This is a genomic window from Actinosynnema sp. CS-041913 (assembly GCF_050942485.1).
In the GTDB taxonomy this organism is placed as follows: Bacteria; Actinomycetota; Actinomycetes; order Mycobacteriales; family Pseudonocardiaceae; genus Actinosynnema.
This window is the reverse complement of the sequence record NZ_CP192037.1, coordinates 744070-769826: the sequence shown is the minus strand read 5'-3', so window position 1 is coordinate 769826 and position 25757 is coordinate 744070. Positions and strand designations below refer to the sequence as shown.

Here is a 25757-nt window from a genome sequence, read left to right as displayed (position 1 = left end):
CCAAGGGTAGAACGATCTCCACCGCATTGAGCCAATAGGGCGAAACAACTTCACCACCATCCGGCGATACTCCCCGGTATACGTCCAAAGGAGGTATTGGGGTGCCCGGGTTCGAAGCGCGTCAGCACACGCCCGCACATCCGGCGCCGCTGTTGAGCGCGCAGGATCTGCGTCAAGTCGCGTTCCACCGCCCGCCGCCCGGACAGCCCGGATACGACGAGCAGCAGGTGGACGATTTCCTCGACCGCATCGAGGCGACCCTGCTGGGCCGTGACGACGTGGGCGAGCAGGACGTGCGCCGCATGCGGTTCCGCCCGGCCCGGCCCGGCTACCACGCGGCCGAGGTCGACGTGTTCATGGATCTGGTGGCGGAGACCCTGCGCTCGACACCGCAGCGCAGACAGGCGGTGGCCCCGGCCCAGGGCGCGCACGCCACGTCCACCGGGATGCGCCCCGCGCCGAGGCTCACGCCGCAGGACGTGCGCGGCGTCCGCTTCCACAAGCCGAGACCGGGCAACCGCGGCTACCACGAAGGTGAGATCGACGCCTTCCTCGACCGCATCGAGGCGACCCTGGCCGGCCGCGACTCCCTGACCGCCATCGAGGTCCAGGAGATCGAGTTCCGGTTCGCCCCGCCCGGCCAGGCCGGTTACGACGAGGACGACGTCGACACGTTCCTGGACCTGGTCGTGGTGACCCTGGAACGCACGCCCGCCCCTCCGGTCCGCCCCCGCCCCGGCGTGGGCACGAGACCGCTGACCGCCCGCGACGTCCGCACCGTCGGCTTCGGCAAACCGCCCCGCGGCCGGCGCGGCTACCAGGAATCGCAGGTCGACAAGTTCCTGGACCGAATCGAGAACACCCTCCTCGGCCAGGACGACCTGACCGCGCGGGAAATCCGCGAGGTCAGGTTCAGCCGCCCGATCTTCGGCCGCCGCGGTTACGACGAGACCGAGGTCGACGCCTTCCTGTCGAGGGTCGAGAAACAACTCGACGACGGCCCGCCGAAAGCCGGCCCGATCCCGCCCGAAGCCCGGACGACCCCACCCAAAACCGGCGTCACCCCGCCTCAAGCCCGGACGACCTCGCCCAAGGCCGGCGCGACGCCGCCGAAAACCCGGACGACCCCGTCCAAGGCCGGCGGCACCCCGCCTCAGGCCCGGACGACCGGGCCCGAAGCCGGCGCGATCCCGCCTCAAGCCCGGACAGCCTCGCCCAGAGCCGGCGCGATCCCGCCGAAAGCCGTGGCGATCCCGCCGATCACGTCCTGGAAACAACTCCGGATGCTCGACCTGCCACTGGCGGGCCCCACCCGGCGCGGCTACCGCACGTCACAGGTGGACCGCGTGCTGGAGGAGATCGGCATCGCGCTCGACGGCATGATCGGCGCGTCGTCGGCCGAAGTCGCCAAGACGCGCTTCACCCTGTCGCTGATGAACGGCCAGGGCTACGACTGCGCGTTCATCGACGAACTCATGCCGCTGCTGACCGCCGAACTCCGCCGCCGGGGGCGCTGACCGGACCGGTCAGCCCTCGGCCAGCTCGGCCGCGTCCAGCCACTGCGCCTCGACGTCCTCCGCCTCCGCCAGCACCGCCCGCAACTCCGCGTCCAACGCCATCAGCCGCTCCGGATCGGTCGACGCCTCCGCCAGCGCGGCGTGCAGCCGCGCCTCCTTCTTGTGCAGCGCCTCCAGCTTGCGCTCCAGGCGGGCCAGCTCCTTGCGGGCCGCACGCTGGTCGGCGGCGTTCGACGGGGCGGGCGCCTTCGCGGGTGTCGGCGCGACCGCCTCGCGTTGCCGGTCGCGGCGGCGCAGGTACTCCTCGATGCCGCCGGGCAGGTCGGTCAGGCCGCCGTCGCCGAAGAGGGCCACCACCTGGTCGCAGACGCGTTCCACCAGGTACCGGTCGTGCGAGATGACGACCAGCGTGCCCGGCCACGAGTCGAGCAGGTCCTCAAGCTGCTGGAGGGTGTCGATGTCCAGGTCGTTGGTCGGCTCGTCCAGCAGCAGCACGTTCGGCTCGGCCATCAGCAGCCGGCAGAGCTGGAGCCGCCGCCGTTCGCCGCCGGACAGGTCGCCGACCGGGGTCCACTGCTTCTGGGAGGAGAAGCCGAAGCGCTCGGCGAGCTGGGACGCCGTCATCTCCTGCTTGCCGAGCACGACCCGCCGGGCCACCTCCTCCACGGCCTCCAGCACGCGCATCGAGCCGTCCAGGTCGTGCAGCTCCTGGCTCAGGTGCGCGAGCCGCACCGTCTGGCCCTGGACGCGCTTGCCGGTGTCCGGCTCGCGCTCCCCCGCCAGCGTCCTGAGCAGGCTCGTCTTGCCGGAGCCGTTCACGCCGACGATGCCGACCCGGTCGCCGGGGCCGATCCGCCAGGTCAGGTCGCGCACCAGGGTGCGGTCACCGACGGTGAGCGTCACGTCCTCCAGCTCCACGACCGTGCGTCCCAGCCGGCGCTTGGCGAACGCCAGCAGCTCGACGCTGTCGCGGGGCGGCGGCACGTCGGAGATCAGCGCCTCGGCGGCGTCGATGCGGTACCGCGGCTTGGCCGTGCGGGCCGGCGCGCCCCGGCGCAGCCAGGCGAGTTCCTTGCGGGCCAGGTTGCGGCGCTTCTCCTCGATGGTGTCGGCGAGCCGGGCGCGCTCGGCGCGGGCGAAGATCCAGTCCGCGTAGCCGCCCTCGTACTGCTCGACCTGGCCGTTCACCACCTCCCAGGTGCGGGAGCAGACCGTGTCCAGGAACCACCGGTCGTGGGTCACCACGACGAGTGCCGTCTTGCGGGCCAGCAGGTGTTCGGCGAGCCAGCGGACGCCCTCGACGTCCAGGTGGTTGGTGGGCTCGTCCAGCACCACCAGGTCCAGCTCCTGCACCAGCGCCGCGGCCAGCGCGACGCGGCGGCGCTCGCCACCGGACATCGTGCCGACCGGCGAGTCCAGGCCCAGCGCCGTGATGCCCAACCCGTCCAGGATCGAGCGGACCCGCGCGTCGGCGGCCCATTCGTGCTCGGCGTCGAACCCGAGCGGGTCGATCACGGAGTGCCGCACCGTCGAGCCCTCGGGCAGCTCGGTGCGCTGCGTGACCACCGCCATCCGCAGGCCGCGGGTCTGGCTGACCCGCCCCTCATCCGGCTCGGCGAGCCCCGCCAGCACCTCCAGCAGCGTCGTCTTGCCGCCGCCGTTGAGCCCGACGACACCGATCCGGTCGCCTTCGCCGATCCCGAGGGACACCCCGTCCAGCAGCGGACGCACACCGAACGACTTGGAGACGGACTCCAAGTTGACCAAGTTGGCCATCAACACACCTTCGTCAGAATTAAGCGTGGACCTCGGGCGGCGTCGGCCGAGGCGCTTCCTCGGTCCCGATCACCCTCGCCCCGTGCACCGGCCCCTGCGCGACCCGGACCGTGCGGCACACCCCCGCGCCCGCCAACTCGGCCGCGACCCGGACCGCCGAGTCGCCGTCCGTGCAGAGGAACGCGCAGGTCGGCCCGGACCCGGACACCATGCCCGCGAGCGCGCCCGCGTTCACCCCGGCGCGCAGCGTGCGCCGCAGGTTGGGCCGCAGCGACACGGCGGCGGCCTGGAGGTCGTTGCCGAGCAGCAGGGCGAGCTGCCGGGGGTCGCCCGACGAGAGCCCTTCCAGCACGGCCTCCGCGGCGCCCACCCGAGGCGGGTCGCCGTCCGACCGCAGCCGGTCCAGCTCGTCGAACACCTCGGGCGTGGACAGCCCGCGCCGGTCGAAGGCGAGCACCCAGTGGAACGTGTGCCGGGCGAGCACGGGCACGATCTGGTCGCCCCGGTCGGTGCCCAGGGCCGTGCCGCCGTACAGGGCGAACGGCACGTCGGCCCCGATCTTGGCGGCCAACCCGGCCAACTCGTCCCGCCCCACCTCCAGCCGCCACAGCGAGGTCAGCCCGACCAGCGTCGCGGCGGCGTCGGCACTGCCACCGGCCATCCCGCCCGCGACGGGGATGCTCTTGCGGATCACCACGCGCACCTTGGGGTCGTCGGGATCACGCCCGACGTGCTCCGCCAGCACCCGCACGGCCCTCCAGGCGAGGTTCGACGGCCCGGTGGGCACGGAATCAGCGCCCTCGCCGTGCACCTCGACACCCGGGTCGTCGGCGACGGCGACCGTCACCTCGTCGGTGAGGGACAACGCCTGGAAGATCGTCACCAGGTCGTGGTAGCCGTCCGAGCGCGCTTCGCCGACCGCAAGGTGCAGGTTGACCTTGGCCGGGACGCGGACGGTGACGGGGGGTGGGACTACGGCGAGCACGCCATGAAGCGTACGGGCGTCCGCCGGGTGCTCGCTCCCACCCGCCCCCGACCAGGGACGAAGCACCGGATCGCGGGCTCTCGGGAGGACCGGAAGGACTACTCGCCAGGGCCGGGCAGCGCAACCCGCGACTCACCGACGAACCGCGCGGACCCCGACACGCAACTCCCCGACAGCCATGTGCGGTTTCCCGGCGGGTCCTGTGCAGGACCGGTGAAAGCGGGCTCCACCGAACGCGAGGGATGATCGAATCCCGGTATGCCGTTCACCGCCTCGCACGTCGCCGCCGCGATCCCGCTGGCCCGCGGCCCCCTGGTGCCCGCGGCGCTGGTGGCCGGGACCATGGCGCCCGACCTGCCGTACTTCGTCCTGCTGAACGCGGGCGGCGGCGGTGAGTACACGCACACGTGGTGGGGCATCGCCCTGGTGGACGTGCCGATCGCGCTGGTCGCCCTGCTGGTCTACCGCGTGCTGCTGCTCGAACCGGCGTTGGCGCTCCTGCCGGACGCGGTCCGGTCGCGCGTGGCCTGGCTGCCCGCCCCGCGCCTCGGCCTGGCGATGGTGGTCTCGGCGTTGATCGGCAGCGCGACGCACGTCGGCTGGGACGGGTTCACCCACCGGAACGGCTGGGCCGTGGACCTGCTCCCCGAACTGGCGGCGGAGGTCCTGGGACTGCCCCTCTACGCGTGGGGCCAGTGGTCGAGCACCGTGCTCGGCGGGCTGTTCGTGGCGGTCTGGAGCGTGCGCAGGCTCTCCCGCACGCCGCGGCGGCCGGTGCCCGCCCGCTTCGCCCCGCCGGCACGCCCCGCGCCGGTCCTCGCGCTGGTGGCGGTGTTCACAGCGGTCTTCGCGGCGGTCACGACGACCGGTCGCGTGCCGGACGCCGTGCTGGTCAGCGCGTCGATGACGGTGCCGGCGGGCGCGGCCGTCGCGGTGGCGCTCTACGGGTTGTGGCGGCGTGTCCTCCGCCGGGGCGGAGGACACGCCGACCAGGTCACACCGCCAGCACGGAGCCCAGGAAGGTCGTCTTGATGTAGTCCTTCACCTGCGGCGACTGCAACAGCGCGAGCAGGTCCTTGATCCGCTTGTCGTCCTTCAGCTCCGCCCGCGTGACGAGACCGTTCGCGTTCGGGTTGCCCTCGGCCTTCTCCAGCGCCAGCGCGTCGCTGGACGGCTTCAGACCGGCGTCGATGGCGTAGTTGCCGTTCACCACGGCCGCGTCGGTGTCCTCCAGCGACCGGGGTAGCTGAGCCGCCTCCAACTCCACGAACTCCAGGTTCTTCGGGTTCTCCGCGATGTCCCGGATCGTCGCGGTCTGCTCCGCGCCGGCCTTGAGCTTGATCAGCCCGTTCTCCTGCAGCAGGCGCAGGCCGCGGGCCTCGTTCGTCGCGTCGTTCGCCACCGCGACCTTCGCGCCGGACGGCAGGTCGGTCAGCTTCTTGTGCTTGTTCGAGTACACGCCCAGCGGCTCCAGGTGGACCGGGCCGATCCACTCCAGCGTCGCGCCGCTCTCCGCCTTGAACGTCTCCAGGTACGGCACGGTCTGGAAGTAGTTCGCATCGAGCGAGCCGTCCACCAGCGCGGTGTTCGGCTGGACGTAGTCGGTGAACTCCACGACCTCGATCTTCAGGCCCTTCTCCGCGGCGAGGTTCTCCGCCACGTACTTCAGCACCTGGGCGTGCGGGACGGGGCTGACGCCCACCTTGAGGGCCGCGTTCGGGTCCGACGCGGCGCCCCCGGTCTGGCCGCTTCCGCAGCCGACCGCGGTCAGCAGCACGGCGACGAGGGCAGCACGAATACGCATGGGATTTCCTTAATAGAGAACGAGGTCACACAGAGGCGTGCCGACGGCGGTCCACGCCGCGCGCGACACGGTTCGAGATGAATTGGATCAACGTCGCGATGACCGCCAGGGCGACGACCGTGGCCCACAGGTAGCGGTCGTTGAAGCGCTGGTAGCCCATCCGCACGGCCAGGTCGCCGAGGCCGCCGCCGCCCACCACGCCCGCCATGGCGGAGTACCCGAGCAGGGCGATCGCGGTGACGCCGATCGCGTTGACCAACGCGGGCAGCGACTCGCGGAGCAGGACGCTGCGCACGATGCGCACCGTGGAGGCGCCGGTGGTGACCGCCGCCTCGACCACGGAGACGTGCACTTCCGACAGGACGTTCTGCACGAGCCTGCCGACGAACGGGATGGCGCCGACCGCCAGCGGCACGATGGCCGCGGTCGGTCCGGTGCTCGTGCCGAGCAGCAGCCTGGTCAGCGCGGTCAGCACGACCAGCAGGACCAGGAACGGCATGGAACGGCCGAGGTCGACCACGAAACCGAGCAGTTTGTGCGCCACGGGCCTGGGCCGCAGCCCACCGGGTGCGGTGAGCTGCAGCCAGACGCCGAGGGGAATGCCGAGCAGCACAGCGATCAGGGTGGAGACGCCCACCATGTACAAGGTCTGGCCGGTGGAGACCAGCAAGTCCTCGAACACGATGGACCAGGGTGTGGCAGACCTCACGCAGCTACTCCTTGAGGACCCGCAGGCGTCCGGCGCACCGCGCCACCCGCCTCCGAGATCCACTCCAACGCCGAATCCGCGCGCTCGCCGGTCAACCCGACGCGGAACCGCGCCACCGGGGTCTCGCCGAGTCGCGTCAAACCGCCGCCCAACAGGTTGAGTTCCACGCCGAACCGGCTGGTCGCCTCCGGCAGCAGCGCGCCGACCGCGGCGAACCCGACCAGCACCACGTCGGCGACCCGGTCGAACGAGGCGTCCACCGCCGGGTTCTGGTCCACGGCGGGCAGCAGCGAGGCGGCCGTGCGCGAGGACGCGTCGGCGACCAGGTCCAGCACCTTGCCGTGCTCGACCACGCGCCCGCCGTCCAGCACCGCCACGTCGTCGCAGATCTTCCGGACCACGCCCATGTCGTGCGTGACCACGAGCACCGTCACCCCCAGCTCGGCCCGCGCGCGGTCCAGCACGGTGAGCACCGAGCCGGTCGTGTCGGGGTCCAGGGCGGAGGTCGGCTCGTCGGCCAGCAGCACGGACGGGCTGGCCGCGAGGGCCCGCGCCACGGCGATCCGCTGGCGCTGGCCGCCGGACAACTGGTCGGGGTACGAGCCGGCCTTGTCGGTCAGGCCGACCAGGTCGAGCAGCTCGGCCACGCGGGTGCGCCGCTGCGGTCCGGGCACGCCCGCCGACTCCAGCGGCAGCGCCACGTTGCCCGCGGCGGTGCGCTGGCGCAGCAGCGAATCCCCTTGCGGGACAACGCCGATCTGCCGGCGGGCAGCCCGCAGCGCGGGACCGCCGAGGGACACCAGGTCGGTGCCGTCGACCCGGATCGCGCCGCTGTCGGGCCGCTCCAAGAGGGCCACGCACCGGGCCAGCGTGGACTTGCCCGCCCCGCTGGGGCCGACGACGCCGAGGACGGTGCCCGCGGCGACGTCCAGGTTCACGCCGTCCAGCGCGCGAACCTGACCGGTACTCCCGGGAAAGGTCTTGGTGAGGTTCTCAACAGTGATCACGTTTCGCTCCACGACTGCACGCGGCAGCGCACGCTCATGGCGTGCGCGTCCGAAAGCCAGCTCAAGAAAGGTGTCCGAGAGGACGGCGAGGACTCGAAGATGCGCCTAGGCGAGCGTTAGCTGCGACAGCCCGATACGGTGCGGCGGCCGTGGTCGACGACTCGCCTGCGTGTGAGCAGCATCCTGGGCACGTGATCCTCCATCGATCCTGGCTGAAGCACCTGCCTCCATGGGGAGGTGGTTGCTGCGGCGTCGTAGAGCCAGGTCTCTCGGCCGCTCGGGATGGCAGCACGAGTACACCTGACGCACCGGCTTGAACGCAAGCCCGCATAAGGATCGTTCGTCAAATCACACTTTCGGCCGAAAGATCATCGGCCGTTACGGCGAGGAAGCCTCAGCTATCCGGACGAATTCTCCGACGCCCAGTTGCTCCCCCCGAGCGCCCGGATCCACCCCTGCCTGCACCAACAGCCGCTCCGCCGCCGCGGCCGAGCCGGCCCACCCGGCCAGCGCGCCGCGCAAGGTCTTGCGGCGCTGCGCGAAAGCCGCGTCCACCAAGGAGAACAGCACCTTCCGGTCCACTGTGGACAGCGGCGCGTGGCGGGTGAACGCGACCAGCGCGGAGTCCACGTTCGGCACCGGCCAGAACACCGACCGGGACACCGGCCCGGCCCGGCGGGCGTCGGCGTACCAGGCGAGCTTCACGCTCGGCACCCCGTAGACCTTGCTGCCCGGCCCGGCGGCCATCCGGTCCGCCACCTCGGACTGCACCATCACCAGGCCGGTGCGCAGCGACGGCAGCTCGGCCAGCAGGTGCAGCACCACCGGCACGGCCACGTTGTACGGGAGGTTCGCGACCAACGCGGTCGGCGGCGTCGGGAACCGGTCGGCCGTGACGCGCATCGCGTCGGCTTCGACCACGGTCAGCCGGGACACGAGGTCCGGCGCACGCTCCCCGACGGTCCGCGGCAACTTCCCCGCCAGCACCGGGTCGATCTCGACGGCCACCAGCTCCCGACACGACGGCAGCAGCGCCAGGGTGAGCGATCCGAGGCCCGGTCCGACCTCCAGCACCACGTCGTCGGGCGTCAAGTCTGCTGCGGACACGATCTTGCGCACCGTGTTGGGGTCGTGCACGAAGTTCTGCCCCAACTTCTTGGTGGGGCGGATATCCAACTCGGCGGCCAGCCGACGGACATCGGCCGGGCCCAGGAGCGCACTCCCAGGCCCGGCCGACGACGAAGCTTCAGTCACAGTGAGAAGTTACGGCAGGCCTAGTTTTTGCTGGCAGTGGGGCCATGCGGAGTAGCCGCCGCGGGCGTCGCGGAGCTTCGTGGCCACCGCGATCTGCTGTTCACGAGTCGCCTGGTGCGGGTAGGCGGCGTACTGCGCGCCGCCATAGGCGTCCCAGGTGCCCTTGTTGAACTGGAGCCCGCCGTAGTAGCCGTTGCCGGTGTTGATGGCCCAGTTGCCGGTCGCCTCGCAGTGCGCCAGCCGGTCCCACACCTCGCCATCGGGCGGGAGCTTGGTGCCGACCTTGACCTTCTTGGCCTTCGGCTCCTTGGTGACCTTCGCGCCCAGCTTCTCGCGGTCGGTCTCCTTGCCGTTCTTGATGGTCACGCGGTAGGTGACGATCTGCTCGCCGGGCTCGCCCGCCTCGACGACCTCTTTCTGGCCCTTCATCATCGAGTCGTCCCGGATCTCCTCGACGGGCGGCTCGACGGCCTCCGTCGCGTTGATCACGGACACGCCCGTACGGCTGATGTGGACCTCGGCGCCGTTAGTGATGCGCAGGTCCGCGGCCGTTTCGAGCTTGTCGTCCGGCCCCAGCGCGAGGTTCTGCGCCTTCATCAGCTCGTCCACCGTCACGGCGGTCGTCTGGAGCTGCTTGGGCTCGTTGCCGCCGTCGTACAGCGTGATCGTCTTGAGGCTCTTGACCTCCAGCGCCAGCCCGCCGAGCGGGACGGCCATGCCGCGGTCGTGGGAGAGCCACGCTCCCTCGTCGCTCACCTTGAGCTGGTCCAGCGCCTCGTCCACGGTGACGGAGCGGACCCAGCCCTCGCGCTGCTCGCCGTCGACCGTCATCTTCACCAGCCGGCCGCGGTCCAGCGAGATCTTCCCGCCGTCGCCGACCTTCGCCTGGGGGGACGGGCTGAGCGCGTCGTGCTCGCCGACCTGGATGCCCTCGTCGGCCAGGATCTCGCCGACGGTGGACTCGTAGGTGCGGACGGTCTTGGCTTCGCCGTCGACGTCGACCGTGACGGACTTGTCCATCGCGATGGCGGTGGCCCCACCGCCGGAGATGGTCACCAGCACGGTGGCGACGGCGGCCTTGAGGAAGCGGCGCTTCCACTTCCCGGCGGCTTCGACCAGTGCGGCGGGCGGGGCGCTCGGCTGCTCGGCGGCCAGGCTGCCCGCGACCCGGTCCTGGGAGACCTCGTCCGGGATGATGATCGGGGGGAGGAGCGTGGTCTCGGCGTTGATCAGCCGGATCAGCTCGTCGACGTCCACATCGGCGTTCGCCAGCAGTTCGTCCGCGTCAGGCCCGAGGACCTCCAGGACGTCGTCCGGCGTGATGCTGAAAACCGTGGTGTCCCAGTCGGACCAACCGGGCTCCGGTCTGTCCAGGACGTCCACGGACGTGGACTTCACGGGAGTAAACCAGTCGGTGTCCTCGTTGAACGAGTTCACGGGGTTCCATACCTCCTGAAGGCGCGAAGGTCTCGCACACGTTCGATGTCGGCGGTCAGCTTGTGATCTCCGGCAACTCCTGCGCGTGGTCGTCTTCTCGCTTCTGGTGTGTAAACCCGCCCCGACTGCGGGTTGCGCCCCTCAGGACTGAACGTGGGGCACGGTCACGGGACCGTAACGGGTACAACGGGGTTGTGCAAACACCCCTGTTTCGCTTGTGAGCTCAGTCACTTGGCGAGCGGAGCAAGCCGGTACGCCATTCGTCGCAATGAGCGCTACAAACCCGCAGCGTCACGGAGATTGAAGACCCGCTCGGCGTTTTGGGTGACAGTTGACGCTAGTTCGGCCAAATCCACGTGACGCAGCGTCGCAAGATCACGAAGCGTGTAGTTGGCGCAGTACGGCTCGTTGGGGCGTCCCCTGAAGGGGTGCGGCGTGAGGAACGGCGCGTCCGTCTCCACGAGCAGGTGCTCCGCCGGCACCCACGCCGCCGCCTCGCGCAGCGCGTGCGCGTTGCGGAAGGTCGCGGTGCCCGCGAAGGACAGCACGAATCCTCTTTCTACACACGCACGCGCGAAGGCTAGGTCGCCGGAGAAGCAGTGGAAGACCACTGTGGACGGAGCACCCTCCTCGTCCAGGATCTTCAGGATGTCGTCGTGCGCGTCCCGGTCGTGGATCATCAGCGTCTTGCCGACGCGCTTGGAAAGCTCGATGTGCCAACGGAAAGCGTCGTGCTGGGCGGCCGGCGGCGAGTAGTCCCAGTAGTAGTCCAGACCGGTCTCGCCGACCGCCACGACGCGGGGCCGCTCGGCGAGCCGCGCGAGTTCCGCCCGGTCGGCGTCGGTGAAGGTGGACGTCCGGGTCGGGTGCAGGGCGACCGCCGCGAACACCCGGTCGTCCCAGGTGGCCGCTTCGGCGGCCCAGCGCGCGGCGGCGAGGTCGTCCGCGACCGTGATCACCCGGTCGACGCCCGCCGCGTTCGCCCGGTCGAGCATTTCGGTTACCTGCTCGGGTGTTTCCGCCCCGCAGGCGTCGAGGTGGGTGTGCGCGTCGACCACCGGCGCCGGCAGCGCTTCCGGGACCGGTGGCCGTTCGCCTCGGCGCTTGCTCACGTCACGATCGGGGCCCACTCCGGGCCGTTCTCCCCCAGCTCCGGGTCGAGCTTGGCGAACAGCGGCGCGGGCTTGGCCAGCGGGCGGCCCACCTCGATCGGCGTGGAGCCCCAGCGGGCCTGCTCGGCCGCGTAGTCACCGGTCAGCACCGGGTACTCGCGGTCCGGCACGTCGAGGTCGGTGACCACGTTGAGCTGCGGCTGCGCCGACCACACACCGGTGCCGCCCAGCGCCTCGTGCACCTTCTGCGCCGAGTGCGGCAGGAACGGCGTGAGCAGCGTGTTCGCGTCCTGGACGACCTGGAGCGCGGTGTGCAGGACGGTGTCCCGGCGCGCCGGGTCGTCCTTGAGCTTCCACGGCTCCTGCTCGGACAGGTAGCGGTTGGCCGCGCCGACGACCCTCATCGCCTCGCCGGAGGCCTGCTTGAACCGCGACCGGCGCAGGTTGTCGCCGACCACGTCGAACGCCTTGCGGGACAGCTCCAGCAGCTCGTGGTCGGCCCGGGTCGGCGCGGTCGGCGTCGGGACGGCGCCCACGTTCTTGTGCGCCATCGAGATCGACCGGTTGACCAGGTTGCCCCACTCGTTGGCCAGCTCGAAGTTCGTGCGCCGGACGAACTCCTCCCAGGTGAAGTCGGTGTCCTGGTTCTCCGGGCCGGCTACCGAGATGAAGTAGCGCAACGCGTCCGGGCCGAACTCGCGCAGGAAGTCCGTCACGTAGATGACGGTGCCGCGCGAGGTGGAGAACTTGGAGCCGCTCATTGTCAGGAACTCGCTGGACACGACCTCCGTGGGCAGGTTCAGCGGGCCGAACACCCCCGGCTCGCCGCCCTTCGCGCCCTGCCCGTTCTGGCCGAGCAGCAGCGACGGCCAGATCAGCGAGTGGAAGACGATGTTGTCCTTGCCCATGAAGTAGTAGCTCCGCGCGTCACCGCTCCAGAACTCCCGCCAGGCGTCGTCGTCGCCACTGCGCCGCGCCCACTCGACGGACGCGCTCAAGTACCCGATGACCGCGTCGAACCACACGTAGAACCGCTTCAGGGGCTGGTCGCGCCACCCGTCCAGCGGGATCGGCACACCCCAGTCCAGGTCCCGCGTGATGGCGCGCGGCCGGAGGTCCTTGATCAGGTTCCGGCTGAACTTGAGCACGTTCGGCCGCCACTCGGTGCGCGTCTGGAGCCAGCCGCCCAACGCGTCGATGAACTGCGGCAGGTCCAGGAACAGGTGCTCGGTCTCGACGAACTCCGGGACCTCGCCGTTGATCCGGGAACGCGGGTTCTTCAGGTCGATCGGGTCGAGCTGGTTGCCGCAGTTGTCGCACTGGTCACCGCGCGCGCCGTCGTACCCGCAGATCGGGCACGTGCCCTCGATGTAGCGGTCGGGCAGCGTCCGGCCGGTCGACGGGCTGATCGCGCCCAGCTCGGTCTTGGGGATCACGTAGCCGTTGCGCCACAGCGCCAGGAACAGGTCCTGCACCACCTTGTAGTGGTTGCCGGTGGTCGTGCGGGTGAACAGGTCGTAGGACAGCCCGAGGCCGTGCAGGTCTTCGGCGATGACCCGGTTGTACTTGTCCGCGAGCTCACGCTCGGTCAGGTTCTCCTTCTCGGCCTGCACCGAGATGGGGGTGCCGTGCTCGTCCGTGCCGGAGACCATCAGCACCCGGTTCCCCGACATCCGCTGAAAGCGCGAGAACACGTCGGAGGGGACACCGAACCCTGATACGTGACCGATGTGGCGGGGCCCGTTCGCATACGGCCACGCCACCGCGGTCAACACGGAGGCACTCATGTGTAAAGCCTACGGAGGTGCCGCCACCCGGTTTCCGGCGGCTGGCGGTTGCCCCGCCCGCGCGACCGGCCCTTCACCCGGACGTGGCTCCACCGACCACCGGTCCAGGTCAGCCACCGCTGACCACGGCGTCGTACAGGGCCTTCTTGCTCACCCCCGCCGCCTCGGCGACCTCGGCCGCCGCCGACTTGAGGCGCTCGCCGTCGGCCACCCGCTGCTTCACCTCGGCGACCAGGGACTCCATCGAAGGCCCCTCCCGGGCCTCCGCCGGCGCGAGCACGACCGTGATCTCGCCCTTCACCCCGCCGGCGGCCCACTCGGCCAGCTCGCCCAGCCCACCGCGCCGCACCTCCTCGTACGTCTTGGTCAGCTCACGGCACACCGCCGCACGCCGGTCGGCGCCCAGCACGGCGGCGGCGTCCGCCAGGGTCGCGGCCAGCCGGTGCGGTGACTCGAAGAAGACGCACGTGCGAGGTTCCGAAGCCAGTGCGCCGAACCAGCGCAGCCGCTCACCCTGCTTGCGCGGCGGGAAGCCGTCGAAGCAGAACCGGTCCGACGGCAGGCCCGACACGGCCAGCGCTGTCGTCACGGCGGACGGCCCCGGCAGGCAGGTGACCCGCAGGTCCTCCGCCACGCACGCCGCCACCAGCCGGTAGCCGGGGTCGGACACGCTGGGCATCCCGGCGTCCGTCACCAACAACACCGTCCGCCCCGCGTGCAGGGCCTCCAGCAGACCGGGCAGGCGACTGGTCTCCACCTGGTCGTAGAAGCTGATCACCCGCCCGCCCACGGTCACGTCGAGGGCGGCGGCCAGGGACCGCAGGCGGCGGGTGTCCTCGGCCGCCACCACGTCGGCCGTCGCGAGTGCGTCCACCAGGCGTGGCGAAGCGTCTCGGATGTCGCCGAGCGGAGTAGCGGCCAGCACCAGACGGCCTGATCCCGATACAGGTCTCACACCCTTCACCCTACGATCGGGCCCGTGAGCCTGATCGCACCGCAGTCCGCAGACGACGTGGTCGACGTCGGGGAGCTGCCCCCGACCAGCCCGCCTCCGGGCAACGACCGCGAGGAGCGGGCCAAACAGCTCGAACCCGGACCGCTGTCCAACGCCCTGCGCGGGTGGCTGGTCACGCTGGCCGTGGCCCTGGTGGGCGGCGTGGTGCGGTTCTGGAACCTCGGGTTCCCGACCGACAAGGGCACGCCGATCTTCGACGAGAAGCACTACGTGCCGCAGGCGGCGCAGGTGCTGCGCAACGGCGGGTACGAGGACAACGCCGGCTACGAGCTGATCGTGCACCCGCCGCTGGGCAAGCAGCTCATCGCGCTCGGCGAGTGGCTGTTCGGCTACGACGGCGTGGGCTGGCGGTTCGCCGCCGCGCTGGCCGGGACCGTCACGATCCTGCTGGTGGTGCGCATCGCGCGCCGGCTGACCCGGTCGGACCTGCTCGCCGCGATCGCCGGCGTGCTGCTCATCGCGGACGGCCTGAGCCACGTGCAGTCCCGGATGGGGATGCTGGACAGCTTCCTGGTGTTCTTCGTGGTGGTGGCGTTCGCGTGCCTGGTGGTCGACCGCGATCAGGTGCGGTCGCGGCTGGCCGTGGCGGTGCGCGAGGGCTGGGTGAACAACTCGGTGTTCGGGCCGTCGCTGGGGTTCCGGTGGTGGCGGTTCGCGGCCGGTGTCTCGCTGGGCCTGGCGTGCGGCGTGAAGTGGTCGGGCGCCTGGTACATCGCGTTCTTCGGCGTGCTGTCGGTCCTGTGGACCGCGACGGCGCGGCGGTCGGCGGGCGTGGAACGGCCGTGGCTGGGCGCGTTCGCGAAGGACCTGCTGCCGTCGCTGTTCGCGCTGCTGCTCATCCCGGTCCTGGCGTACCTGGCGACGTGGTGGTCGTGGTTCGCGAGCGAGACGGCGATCGACCGGCACGTGGCGGGCGTGAAGATCCCCGCGGACTCGTGGATCCCGGCGCCGTTGCGCGCGCTCTGGTACTACAGCGGCAACGTGCTCGACTTCCACACCAACCTGGTCACGTCGGACACCAACCGCCACCCGTGGGAGTCGAAGCCGTGGACGTGGCCCATGGGCCTGCGCCCGATGCTCTACTACTACGAGGGCGCGGTGACCGGCTGCGGCGCGGCGTCGTGCATCGGTGCGATCATGCTCGTCGGCACGCCCGCGATGTGGTGGCTGGCGTTCCCCGTGCTGGCGTGGGCGCTGTGGAAGGCGATCGCGAAGCTGGACTGGCGCTACACGGCCGTGCTGGTCGGGTACGGCGCGGGCTTCCTGCCGTGGTTCACCAACGTGGACCGGCAGATGTACTACTTCTACGCGATGCCCATGGCTCCGTTCCTGGTGCTCGGCATCGTGCTCGCGCTGGGCGAGATCCTGGGCTCGGCGTCGTCCGGCAAGGAACGCCGGGGCACCGGTCTGCTCGTCGTGGCCCTGTACGTGGGGCTGGTGGTGGCGAACTTCGTGTGGCTGTGGCCGATCCTCAACGGCATACCGATCACGCCGGAGATGTGGGAAGCCCAACGCTGGCTGCCGTCCTGGCGCTGACCTCGGGGCCGTCCTGGGACGAGGGCGCGGTGGAGACCAGGGCGGGCGGCACATCGGTCGGAGGCGTGAACGACTCCTCCGACCGGATGCGCGGCGGTGCCGCCGCCCACGGCTTGAGGTTCTGCACGACGTCCTCGTAAAACCCCGTCACCGCGCCGAGCACGGAGTCGATGAACGAATTCCGTCCGGTGCCGCGCTTACTGCCGGACGGCACCGAATGGGCCACCCCGGAAACCCCGGATCTCACGCGCCGGATCGACCACCAGCACCGCCGGATCCGCTTTCACCGTGCGCAGCAGCTCCGCCGCGCCCGCGCCCCTGGCGTGCAATGCGAACGCCTCCAGCCGAAGCGTTTCCGGCGCGTCCTTCAACTGCCGCACGAGCCAATTCACCCGCGTCGTGGCACGCCCTTCCCGCGGCCCGTCGAGATCGACGTGGCAGATCACCTGACCGGCCCGGAGATCGGCGGTGACCTGGAGCGTGCCGACCGTGCCGGGAATCCGGACGCCCGCGCCGAGCCGTCCCTCACCCACCAGTTGCGCGACCTGCTTGGCCACCCGGAGCTGCGGCTCCGCCAGCTCCTTCCGGCTCAGCGCCGGCGTCACCTCGGTGCCGAGCCGGCGACCCAACTGCAGGCAGGCGAACCGGATCAGCGCGTCGAACCGCAGCGCCACCTCCGACGCGGACTTGTCGGTGGCGCGCAACGTGCCCGCCTGGATCGCCTCGCGCAGCGGAACCCACGACATGCCCATGTCCTCGAAGGCCATCGCACCGGACCGCGGGTGCTCCAGGTACCTGATCAGCTCGCCGAGCACCCAGGCCTGGTCCGGGTCCGCCACGCCCCGGTGCTCCTTCTGCATCACGGCCTCGCACAGCACCTGCGTCCACGACCAGTGGTGGAGGGCGACTTTCCGCACCTTGCGCCGGTCTACGGCGGTCGGGTGCTGTCCCGGCAGCGCGGGTATCTCGTTGGAGACGGTGATCAGTGCGTCGAACCCGTTCTCCCGCGCGATGTCCAGGTAGTTCTCCAACTGCTCGCGCTGGAGCTCGTTGGCCCCGGTCTTCACCTCGACCAACGCGGTCCACGTCCGCTGTCCCCGGGTCACCCGGACGAGGCCGTTCGGGATGAACTTCCTGCCGTCGAGGTCGAACGGCACCTCGATGAAGGTCTGCACCGCGGCGGCCGGAGCGCCCAGCGGCTGGGTGAGCGCCCGACCGAATTCACGGACCGCCGACATGACCGCGAGCAATGCCGAAGTGGCCCGGCGCTCCTGTTCTTCGGCGCCATTGATACCCGAAGTGGGAATCAATCTCGCGGCATGCCAGTTTTCCTCGGACGACATCGGCCACCTCGCTGCGCACACCCGGTTACACGAATCATCGCGTAGGTCGATCGCGCCGGAGCGTTCGTTACCGCACGGCGGCGCGTTCACCCGTTCGCCGCAGTGCAATCAGCCCGGCAGTTCGGTCAGCACCGGGTTCCGGGTGCTCTCGAAGATGATCGAGCTGCGGAAGCTCAGCACTTCCCGGCGTTCGCTCAGCCGGTCGATGAGGAATTCGTGCAGGTGTTCCAGGTCCTGGATCGCGACATGGATCAGGAAATCGTCGTCGCCCGCGCACACGTAGGTCGCCAGCACCTCCGGCAGGCCGGTCAGCGCCGCCTTGAAGTTGTCGATCACCGCCCGGCTCAGCGGTCGGACGCGGCAGGCGATGAAGGCCTCCACCGGGCGGTTCAGGGCGGTCAGGTCGATGTCCGCGTGGTAGCCCCTGATGACGCCTCGTTCGCGCAGCAGCCGCACGCGTTCCAGTGCGGTGGACGGGGCCACGCCCAGGCGTCTGGCCAGTTCCCGGTTCGTCAGCCGGGCATCTGTCTGGAGATGCCGGATGATCGCCGAATCTAGTTCGTCCATCCGGCGATCATCGCAGACCGTGCCGAATTTAGTTCGGGTGAACACCGCAAGCAGCGTTCAGCTCACTACCTTCCAGGGCATTCCACCGATCGAATGAACGGGACCGAACTGTGCTGCCCACCAAGATCGCCCTCGTCCTGCGGGCCGACCTACCCCCGAACCTCGCCGCCAACGCGGCCGTCGTCCTCGGGCTCAGCCTGGGCGCGAGACTGCCCCACATCCTCGGCGACGACGCAAAGGACGCCGACGGCACCACGCACCTCGCCATCACCGACCACCCGGTCCCCGTGCTCACCGCCGACGCCGCACACCTGAAAGCACTGCACCGGGCCGAAGGCGTCACGGCCGTCGGCTTCACCGAGGTCGCCCGGCGGGCCCGTGCCTACGACGCCTACCTCGAAGACCTCAGCACGACGTCGGACCCGGAGTTCGTCGCCGTCGCGCTCTACGGCCCCCGCGCCGTGGTCACCAAGCTGACCCGCAAGCTCCCCTGATGGCATGAAGCTCACCGCGACGCACCCAGGCGCGGTGCTCGGGCCCGACGCTCTGGGTGTCGCCCGCACTCGCCAACCGGGCCGGCCGCGATCATCGCCTGGGTCGCGGCCGGCGCCGGCTTGCCACGAAGAACGTCAGCGCACCGGACGGGTCGGCGGCTCCGGCCGGTCGATCAGCCGGGTGACCGGACCCTCCTTGCTCACGCCCGCCCGCGACAGCCACGACCCCAGCTCGGACCGGATCGACGCCAGCGACGGGCGGCGCGCGGGGTCGGCGTCCAGGGCGGTGGTGAGCAGGCGGTGGTGGGAGCTGTGCTGCGGCAGCTTCACGCACGGCTCGCCCTGCGCGGCGGCCATCAGCGACGAGATCGGGTTCTCCCGCGACCCGCGCGGCGGGTGGCCGGTCAGCGCGTAGCTCACGGTGGCGGCAAGCTGCCAGGCGTCCGACGCCGGGCTGGCCGCCTCGCCGCGGGCCGTCTCCGGGGCGAGGAAGTCGGGGGTGCCGACCATCATCCCGGTGGCGGTGAGCGTGCTGTCGCCCTTCGAGCGGGCGATGCCGAAGTCGATCAGGTGGGCCGTGCCGCCGCCGTCGACGATCACGTTGGACGGCTTCACGTCCCGGTGCAGGACACCCTGCTCGTGCGCGGCCACCAGGGCGTCGGCCATGTTCACCCACAGCCGGGCGGCCAGCGTGTCCTGCAGTAGCCCGCTCTTGAGCACCACGTCGGACAGCGGTTGGCCGTCGATGTACTCCATGACGATCGCCAGCCCGTCCGGGTCCTGCACGATGTCGAACACCCGCACGCAGTTCGGGTGCCGCACCGCGGCCAGCGCCCGCGCCTCGCGCAGCATCCGCTGCTCGGTGTCGTTGTCCGGCGCGTGCGCGAGCTTCACCGCGACCGTGCGGTCGAGCTGGGTGTCCACGGCGAGCCACACGGTGCCGAAACCGCCGCGCCCCAACTGCCGGACGCGTCGGAACCGGCCACCCGCCGGGTTCCACACCTTGCTGTCGGACGCGGTCGGGGCGGGCGTCGCGGCACTCGCGCCGGGGCCGAACGGCAGCGGGCCCGGGGTGTCGGCCAGCTTCGCGGGCTGCTGCTCGACCCGCGTCGGACGGGGCTGCTGACCGGGTTGTTCCGCGGGCGGCACCTCGGCGATGCGCGTCGGCGGGTACTGCCGCGGCGGCACGGGCTTGGGCGCCGGCGTCTGCGGCGGGTTCGGGTTGTACGGCGGCACGGGGCGGTACGGCGGGACCTGTGCCGGCTGGTACGGCGGGGGCTTCGGCGGCCCCTGGTACGGCGGCGGGTTGTTGCGCGACGACGCGGCGGGCGGCTGGGCGGCGGCCGGCTTGCCGCGGTCCCGACCGGGGCGGTTCAGCATGGCGGTAGTCAACCCGAAAACCCGCACCACCAGTGAGCCGATCAACGCAATCGGGAAGAACCCGAGCAGCAGGTGGCCGACCAGCGTCACGGGCAGTGCCGAGGTGGCTACCAGGAGGACCAGGAACGGCGGCCAGAACACCCGGCGCGGCCAGTTCGGACCGAGCCGGAACGCCGAACCCGCCTGCAGCATCACGAACATCAGGCTCAGCAGCGCCAGCACGCCGGTCGCCAGACCCGCGTAGAAGTACACCGAGCCGGGCCCGTCGCCGAACGCCGTGATGATCGAGGGCGCGCCCACCAGGTACTCGTGCTGGGTGAACGCGTAACACGGCGAGTCGGCCAGCGACTCGACGCCGTCGATCGAGCTGGTGCGCAGGACGGTGGACGCACCGGAGAACAGGACCCACGGCAGCACCAGGGTGCTCGTCACACCCAGCACCGCGAAGATCGCGCCGGTCACCGGGCCGTAGGAGTTGCCGACCACCCGGCGGACCGTGATCGCCAGCAGCGCCGCCACCGTCGGCAGCAGACCGATGAACGCGCCCAGCGCCGTCGTGGTCCACGCCCAGTCGCCGGGGCAGAGCGGGACGGCGGTCCAGCCGTGCAGCCACGCCAGCAGGGACTCGGCCAGCTCCACGCCCTCCACCACCCCTTCTCGTCGCCTCTCAGGGTACGGGTGCGGGCCATGCCGACATCGCCACACGGGCAACGTGAGCGAGTTCTTCCCGGGTCGCGCCATCGCGTGCGAGCCCGGACATACCTCGTACGGTCGCGGCGACGAACACGGCGAGCCCGTGCGCGTCGACGTCCGCCGAGAGCACGCCGGCCGCGATGTCGTGGCGGATCTTGGCCTCGATCGCGTCGACCGCGGCGGCCCGCAGATCACCCAGCTCCGGCGCGCTGAACACGAGGCAGCCGCGCGGGCGTTCCGGGTCGGTGTACTCGACGGCGGCTTCGCGCAGGACCCGTTCGACGGCGGCGCGGGCCGTCGGCTCCTCGTCGACGGCCCGGGTGGTGAACGCGCCGTAGGTCCGCCGGTACCGCTCGACCACCTCCCCGAACAGGGCCTTCTTGTCGCCGTACGCCGCGTACAGGCTCGGCGGGTTCACCCCGGTGAGCCTGGTGAGATCGGCCACGGAGGTCGCGTCGAAGCCCGCGCGCCAGAACGCGCGCGTCACCTGGTCGAGCACTTCCTCCCGGTCGAACCCACGTCTGCGCCCTGCCACGGCAGTATTTTATAACGACCACTACAGACCTTTCCGTAGTGGCCGCTGCAGAAGGGGACACGCGGCAGGTCCGGACCGCCGACGGCAGGCCCGGACCCGACCGCGGGCACGCCACCGGCCCGCCACGACACCACCTGGGCGGTGTCGGAGCGGGCCGGGAGAAAGTGGGGGCGGGGCGCCTCCGCAAACGCCCCGTCATCCCCGGGATACGCGACGAGGAAGGGGGGCCCGACGCGAATCGGACCCCTCCCCCGCGCGTGAAGCTTGCCGCTAGTCCACGCGCTCCCACAGGGCAGGCACCGCGGGCGGATCCCAGCCTGATTGGGACGTGTGCCCCTGCAAGCACCTGTACCCGGCGCCGTCATACGTGACGTTGGAGCCGGCCGCGTACGCGACGCCTGGCTGCCAGGTCGTGCCACCGGGGTTGCTGCTGGTCGTAGTCGGCCCTGTCGTGCTGGTTGGAGGCGTGCCGTCGATGACCAACTGGAGGCTGTAGACCTGGAGGATCTCGTTCACCGGCTGGTAGTACGTAGTGCCACCGGATGAACAGTTACCGGAACCGCCGGAGGTGACGCCCTGGGCCTGGTCACCGGTGAGCCACGAGCCGCCCGAGTCGCCGGGTTCGGCGCAGGCGCTCGTGCGGACTACTCCGGAGATCGTGCCTTCGGGGTAGGTCACGGAGGTGTTCTTCTGCTGGATGGTGCCGCAGCGCCACCCGGTCGTGGAGCCGGACCGGCAGACCGACGCGCCGACCGACGACTCGGTGGAGCCCTTCACCGGCACGGTGCCGGGGTAGCGGTTGACCAGGCCGCGCATGGTGTTGCCCGCGCCGACCCGCACCCAGGCGTAGTCGTTGCCGGGGAAGCTGGAGCCGGCGAACGTGCCGGTCGGCTGGGTGGTGCCGGAGCCGGTCCGGCCGCAGTGGCCGGCCGTCACGAAGCCGCCGTTCACGGAGAAGCCGACCGAGCAGCGACCGCCGCCGCTCATGTAGTAGGCGTTGCCGCCGATCACGTCGATCAGCGTGCGCGGGCTCTCGGTGGACTGCTCGAACCGCACGTCCGCCTCGTCGACGCCGCTGGCCTTGACGAACGCCTTGGCGCTGTCCACGTTGTGGGCGAGCACGACCAGCGAGTTGGTCTTCACGTCGACGTACCAGACGGGCACGTCCTTGGGCGCGTTCCGGTTGGCGTCCAGCTTCGCCTTCAGCCCGTCGAGCTGGATCTGGCTCCGCTTGACGACCTTCGGCGTCGCGCCGGCGGCCTTGACCGCCTGGATCTGCGCCTGGTCGGTGACCGCGACGACGAGTTCGGTGGCGTCGTCGTTCAGCCAGGAGCCCGCGTAGCCGTAGCCGAGCTGCGGACGCAGGGTGTGCTCGGTGGTGGCCGCCTTGGCTTCCCGGGCGAGCCGGGCGCGGGCCTGGTCGGGAGTGATCTTGAAGTCTCGCGCCATCGCGGCGATGAGACCGGTTTCTTCCTGTTGCGTCGGTGGTGGACCGGCGGTCGCGGTGGTGGTCAGGGCGACTGCCATACCGGCAGCGCTCAGGACCGCCACGGCGACTGCGGCGGCAATGCGTCGAGTCATCCGCTGTCTCCTTGCAGGGGTGGTGACTACGGAATGCGGGGCCGTGCGGACGACGCTAGCCGGCTGAGGGAGATGGCGGATATGCCAGTACGGTCATACCTCCGGGTTATGGTCCAGTCCACTTGTGATCTTGGTGGACCGCATCACAGCAGGCTGAGCTGGGTGCCCCGCTTCTTCCGCTTCGGCTTGACATCACCGATCCGCGTGAATTCCCCGAGGTGGTCCAGGAACGGCGACCGCGGTCGCCCGGTCGTGTGGCTGAGGAAGAGGTGCCGCTGGGCGCGGGTCATGCCGACGAACATCAGCCGCCGCTCCTCGTCCACCTCGTCGTCCTGGGCGGAGCCCGGCCAACGCAGCGGCAGCAGGCCGTCCTCGCAGCCGACGATGAACACGACGGGGAACTCCAGCCCCTTGGACGCGTGCAGGGTGAGCAGCGAGATCCGGTCCGCGCGCGGATCCCAGGTGTCCACCTCCACCCCCAGCGCCAGCGTCGTGTGGAACCGCTCGAAATCCGCGCCGCACTCGACTGCCAGCGGCTTGAGCAGCTCGTACGCCGCGTGGTCCTCTCCGGCCACCGCACGCACCCGGTCCAGTACGGAGTCCCCGGCCGCGAAGCCGAGTCCGCGCACGATCCGCGACACGCCGGGCCGGTCCGCCAGCCGGTCGTGCGAGCGCTTCTGGAACGGCAGGCCGGACTGCGTCAAGGCCTCCACCAGCACCCGCGACTGCCGATCCGTCCGGTACAGCACCGCGAAGTCCGAGAAGCCCAGGCCCTGCGTGCCCTCGGACGCCGACACCCGGCCGCTGTCGAACGCGTGGAACGACGCACCGCCCAGCACCTGCTCCACGGTCCGCGCCACGAACACCGCCTCGGCCTGCTCGGACGCCGCGTGGTGCACGCCGATCAACGCGTCGCCGTGCGACCCCATGGCCCGCAGCTCGCGTCCCGGCACGAGCGTCGACGGCGAGATGACCCGCAACGCGCCCGTCACGACCTGCTCGCTCGACCGGTAGTTCCGGGTCAGGTGCACCACCCGCGCGCCGGGGAAGTCCTCCTGGAAGCGCAGGAAGAACCCGACGTCCGCGCCGCGGAACCGGTAGATCGACTGGTCCGGGTCGCCGATCGCGGTGAGGTTGCCGTCCGCCGGAGCGAGCAGCCGCAGCAGCCGGTACTGCCGCTCGTCCACGTCCTGGTACTCGTCCACCGAGACCCACCGGAACCGCGCCCGGTAGGCCGCCACCAGCGCGGAGTCGTTCTCCAGCAACGACAACGGCAACGCGATCAGGTCGTCGAAGTCGACCAGGTCCTGCGCCCGCAACGCCTTCTTGTACTGCTCGTCCCCCTCGGCGACCAGCCGCCGGGCCTCTTTCTCCTCGCCGGCAACGGATACGGCGACCTCCAGTTGCCGCTCCGGGTCCGCGATCCCGAACGACGGCGACAGCCCGACCAGCGCGTGGTGCTCGCGCAGGATTCGCACGCCCAGCGAGTGGAACGTCGCCACGGTCAGCCGATCGGCGTGCGCGGGAGCCAACGAGACGAGCCGTTCCGCCATCTCCCCGGCCGCGCGCCGGGTGAACGTGATCGCCAGGCACTCCTCCGGCGGCACACCGCGCTCCGTGACCAGGTGCGCGATGCGGTGCGTCAACGTCCGCGTCTTGCCGGTGCCCGGCCCGGCGATGATGAGCAGCGGCCCGCCCTCGGACGAAGCGGCCACCCGCTGTTCCGGGTCGAGCCCGTCCAGCAACGTCCCCGCGCCGCCGGGGGAAACCTCCTCGACAGTGTCCACAGTGGACTGCGCCAAGGTGACGGGCACCCGCACCGGAGCCGGAACCGGCTCGGCGGGCGCGAACTCGAACAGCGACAAGGAAGCGCTGCGCCTGCTCAGCTCGCCCGGCTCGAACAGCCGGATCACCCCGTACTCGCCGTCGTACCCGGCGTCCCGCACGACCTCGCCCCGCCGCAACCGCCCGATCGCCTCGCCCAGCAGGGTCGAGTGCGCCGCGAGGTCGTCCACCGGCACGTCCTGGAGGATGCCCAGTTCCGGCCCCAGCGCGGCGGTCAGCTTGTCGATCTCGCCCAGCACCTTCTTGCTCTTCGGCCCGGTGCCCACGATCTCGCTCATGATCTCCGGCAGCGGCACCAGGTTCCGGAACCCGGCGGCCCCGTCCGGCCGGAACCCCTCGGGCCGGTCGGCCAATTCCTCCACCCGGCTGAGCACCCCGACCGTCAGCGGCTTGCGGCACTCCGGGCAGATCCCGTGGTGCGCCACCGTTTCCCGGGGCTCCATCCGCACGCCGCACTTGCGGTGCCCGTCGACGTGGTACTTGCCCTCCTCGGGGAAGAACTCGATCGACCCGGCGTGCCCGTCACCGGTCTCCAGCGCCCGTTTCACCGAGTGGTAGTCCAGCCCGGTGTCGAACACGGTCGCCTCCCGCCCGAGCATCGGCGGCGAGTGCGCGTCCGAGTTGCTGACCAGCCGGTACCGGTCGAGCCCGGAGACCCGCCAGTTCATCTCGGGATCGCTGGACAGGCCGGTCTCCACGGCGAAGATGTGATCGGCCAGGTCGACGTAGCAGTCCGCGATCGCGTCGAAGCCGGACTTCGAGCCGAGCACGGCGAACCACGGCGTCCAGACGTGCGCGGGCACCAGGTAGCCGCCGCACTCCAGCGTGATCTCCAGCAGGTCGCGCGAGTCCAGCCCGAGGATGGGCCGCCCGTCCGACCCGATGTTGCCGATCCTGGCGAGCCTGCGGTTGAACTCCGCCGCCGAGTCCAGGTCCGGCATGTACACCAGGTGGTGCACCTTGCGGGTGCGGTCGCCGCGCTTGTAGATGGTGGAGATCTCGACGGACAGCATGAACCGCACCGGCGCGGCGGCCAGCGACGGCGGCAGCGTGCGGTCGATGTCCCGGTCCAGGTCGGCGCGCAACCGGAACAAGCCGGGCTCGGCGGGCTCCAGGTTCTCCCGCAGGTGGTCGTGCCAGGCGGGGTGGGTGAAGTCGCCGGTGCCGACCAGCGTTATCCCCTTGCGCCGCGCCCACCAGGTCAGGTGTTCGAGGTCGCAGTCCCGGCTGCAGGCTCGCGAGTACTTCGAGTGGATGTGGAGATCGGCCACAAAGCGCACCGCGCCGATCCTAGCGGTGCGTCACGCCGTGAAGTCGCTCGGTGGCGCCCGGTGCGCTACGCCGTGGGACCGCCCGGCGTCATCCGGTGCGCTACGCCGC

Annotated in this window: 21 protein-coding genes and 1 riboswitch; of the genes, 4 read left to right on the top strand and 17 right to left on the bottom strand. The window is 70.9% G+C overall.

Translation table 11 applies throughout. The features are described from left to right. The first annotated feature begins 101 nt into the window (after positions 1-101). Positions 102-1517 carry a DivIVA domain-containing protein gene (locus ACQPZF_RS03835; RefSeq protein WP_433268278.1) on the top strand — a complete coding sequence of 472 codons (1416 nt, stop codon included), beginning with the start codon at positions 102-104 and terminating at the stop codon, positions 1515-1517. Between the two features lie 9 nt (positions 1518-1526). Here ACQPZF_RS03835 and ACQPZF_RS03830 read toward each other — a convergent pair whose 3' ends face one another. Both ACQPZF_RS03830 and ACQPZF_RS03825 read right to left on the bottom strand, forming a co-directional pair. Next, positions 1527-3293, bottom strand: coding sequence for an ABC-F family ATP-binding cassette domain-containing protein (locus ACQPZF_RS03830; RefSeq protein ID WP_433268276.1), 1767 nt, complete (start codon positions 3291-3293; stop codon positions 1527-1529). Positions 3294-3312: 19 nt separating this feature from the next. After that, a complete protein-coding gene (locus tag ACQPZF_RS03825; protein ID WP_433268273.1) occupies positions 3313-4278 on the bottom strand; it encodes a 4-(cytidine 5'-diphospho)-2-C-methyl-D-erythritol kinase in 966 nt (321 codons plus the stop codon). 258 nt (positions 4279-4536) lie between these two features. Between ACQPZF_RS03825 and ACQPZF_RS03820 the strand changes: the two genes are divergently transcribed. Beyond that, positions 4537-5310, top strand: a complete 774-nt coding sequence (locus ACQPZF_RS03820; RefSeq protein WP_433268271.1) for a DUF4184 family protein — start codon at positions 4537-4539, stop codon at positions 5308-5310. Here the strand turns inward: ACQPZF_RS03820 and ACQPZF_RS03815 are convergent. The 8 genes from ACQPZF_RS03815 to rsmI all read right to left on the bottom strand — a co-directional run bounded on the left by ACQPZF_RS03815 (position 5273) and on the right by rsmI (position 14352). Then, entirely contained in the window at positions 5273-6082 is an 810-nt protein-coding gene (locus ACQPZF_RS03815) for a MetQ/NlpA family ABC transporter substrate-binding protein (protein WP_433268269.1), read from the bottom strand. The genes ACQPZF_RS03820 and ACQPZF_RS03815 overlap by 38 nt on opposite strands. Positions 6083-6107: 25 nt before the next feature. After that, a complete protein-coding gene (locus tag ACQPZF_RS03810; RefSeq protein ID WP_433268267.1) occupies positions 6108-6791 on the bottom strand; it encodes a methionine ABC transporter permease in 684 nt (227 codons plus the stop codon). Beyond that, positions 6788-7798, bottom strand: a complete 1011-nt coding sequence (locus tag ACQPZF_RS03805) for a methionine ABC transporter ATP-binding protein (RefSeq protein WP_433268265.1) — start codon at positions 7796-7798, stop codon at positions 6788-6790. The genes ACQPZF_RS03810 and ACQPZF_RS03805 overlap by 4 nt, the downstream gene beginning before the upstream one ends. A gap of 196 nt (positions 7799-7994) precedes the next feature. After that, positions 7995-8087, bottom strand: a riboswitch (SAM riboswitch). A gap of 89 nt (positions 8088-8176) precedes the next feature. Continuing rightward, positions 8177-9052, bottom strand: a complete 876-nt coding sequence (rsmA, locus tag ACQPZF_RS03800; protein WP_433268263.1) for a 16S rRNA (adenine(1518)-N(6)/adenine(1519)-N(6))-dimethyltransferase RsmA — start codon at positions 9050-9052, stop codon at positions 8177-8179. Positions 9053-9061: 9 nt separating this feature from the next. After that, positions 9062-10489 carry a transglycosylase family protein gene (locus ACQPZF_RS03795; RefSeq protein ID WP_433268261.1) on the bottom strand — a complete coding sequence of 476 codons (1428 nt, stop codon included), beginning with the start codon at positions 10487-10489 and terminating at the stop codon, positions 9062-9064. 275 nt (positions 10490-10764) lie between these two features. Next, positions 10765-11601, bottom strand: a complete 837-nt coding sequence (locus tag ACQPZF_RS03790) for a TatD family hydrolase (RefSeq protein WP_433268259.1) — start codon at positions 11599-11601, stop codon at positions 10765-10767. Further along, positions 11598-13388, bottom strand: coding sequence for a methionine--tRNA ligase (gene metG, locus ACQPZF_RS03785; protein ID WP_433268257.1), 1791 nt, complete (start codon positions 13386-13388; stop codon positions 11598-11600). The genes ACQPZF_RS03790 and metG overlap by 4 nt, the downstream gene beginning before the upstream one ends. Before the next feature lie 109 nt (positions 13389-13497). After that, positions 13498-14352, bottom strand: coding sequence for a 16S rRNA (cytidine(1402)-2'-O)-methyltransferase (gene rsmI, locus ACQPZF_RS03780; protein WP_433268255.1), 855 nt, complete (start codon positions 14350-14352; stop codon positions 13498-13500). A 15-nt stretch (positions 14353-14367) separates the two neighbouring features. On the opposite strand from rsmI, the gene ACQPZF_RS03775 reads away from it, so the two are divergent. Continuing rightward, positions 14368-15939, top strand: a complete 1572-nt coding sequence (locus ACQPZF_RS03775) for a dolichyl-phosphate-mannose--protein mannosyltransferase (protein ID WP_433268253.1) — start codon at positions 14368-14370, stop codon at positions 15937-15939. Here ACQPZF_RS03775 and ACQPZF_RS03770 read toward each other — a convergent pair. The 3 genes from ACQPZF_RS03770 to ACQPZF_RS03760 all read right to left on the bottom strand — a co-directional run bounded on the left by ACQPZF_RS03770 (position 15890) and on the right by ACQPZF_RS03760 (position 17849). Next, complete coding sequence (locus ACQPZF_RS03770) at positions 15890-16153, bottom strand: hypothetical protein (protein ID WP_433268251.1); 264 nt, start codon at positions 16151-16153, stop codon at positions 15890-15892. The genes ACQPZF_RS03775 and ACQPZF_RS03770 overlap by 50 nt on opposite strands. Further along, positions 16137-17177: a hypothetical protein gene (locus tag ACQPZF_RS03765; protein WP_433268249.1), complete on the bottom strand. Its 1041-nt coding sequence runs from the start codon at positions 17175-17177 to the stop codon at positions 16137-16139. The genes ACQPZF_RS03770 and ACQPZF_RS03765 overlap by 17 nt, the downstream gene beginning before the upstream one ends. Before the next feature lie 213 nt (positions 17178-17390). Beyond that, positions 17391-17849, bottom strand: coding sequence for an Lrp/AsnC family transcriptional regulator (locus ACQPZF_RS03760; RefSeq protein WP_433268247.1), 459 nt, complete (start codon positions 17847-17849; stop codon positions 17391-17393). A gap of 110 nt (positions 17850-17959) precedes the next feature. Between ACQPZF_RS03760 and ACQPZF_RS03755 the strand changes: the two genes are divergently transcribed. Beyond that, positions 17960-18343, top strand: a complete 384-nt coding sequence (locus tag ACQPZF_RS03755; protein ID WP_433268246.1) for a DUF2000 domain-containing protein — start codon at positions 17960-17962, stop codon at positions 18341-18343. Positions 18344-18478: 135 nt separating this feature from the next. Here the strand turns inward: ACQPZF_RS03755 and ACQPZF_RS03750 are convergent, their stop codons facing one another. The 4 genes from ACQPZF_RS03750 to ACQPZF_RS03735 form a co-directional block, all read right to left on the bottom strand. Continuing rightward, the gene (locus tag ACQPZF_RS03750; protein ID WP_433268244.1) at positions 18479-20374 is read right to left on the bottom strand and encodes a serine/threonine-protein kinase; all 1896 of its coding nucleotides are present in this window, start codon (positions 20372-20374) and stop codon (positions 18479-18481) included. Between the two features lie 16 nt (positions 20375-20390). Further along, positions 20391-20951: a TetR/AcrR family transcriptional regulator gene (locus ACQPZF_RS03745; protein ID WP_433268242.1), complete on the bottom strand. Its 561-nt coding sequence runs from the start codon at positions 20949-20951 to the stop codon at positions 20391-20393. Between the two features lie 270 nt (positions 20952-21221). Continuing rightward, positions 21222-22532: an alpha-lytic protease prodomain-containing protein gene (locus ACQPZF_RS03740; protein WP_433268240.1), complete on the bottom strand. Its 1311-nt coding sequence runs from the start codon at positions 22530-22532 to the stop codon at positions 21222-21224. Between the two features lie 143 nt (positions 22533-22675). Further along, positions 22676-25657 (bottom strand): UvrD-helicase domain-containing protein, encoded by a 2982-nt coding sequence (locus ACQPZF_RS03735; protein ID WP_433268237.1) that lies wholly within the window; start codon positions 25655-25657, stop codon positions 22676-22678. Positions 25658-25757 lie beyond the last annotated feature (100 nt).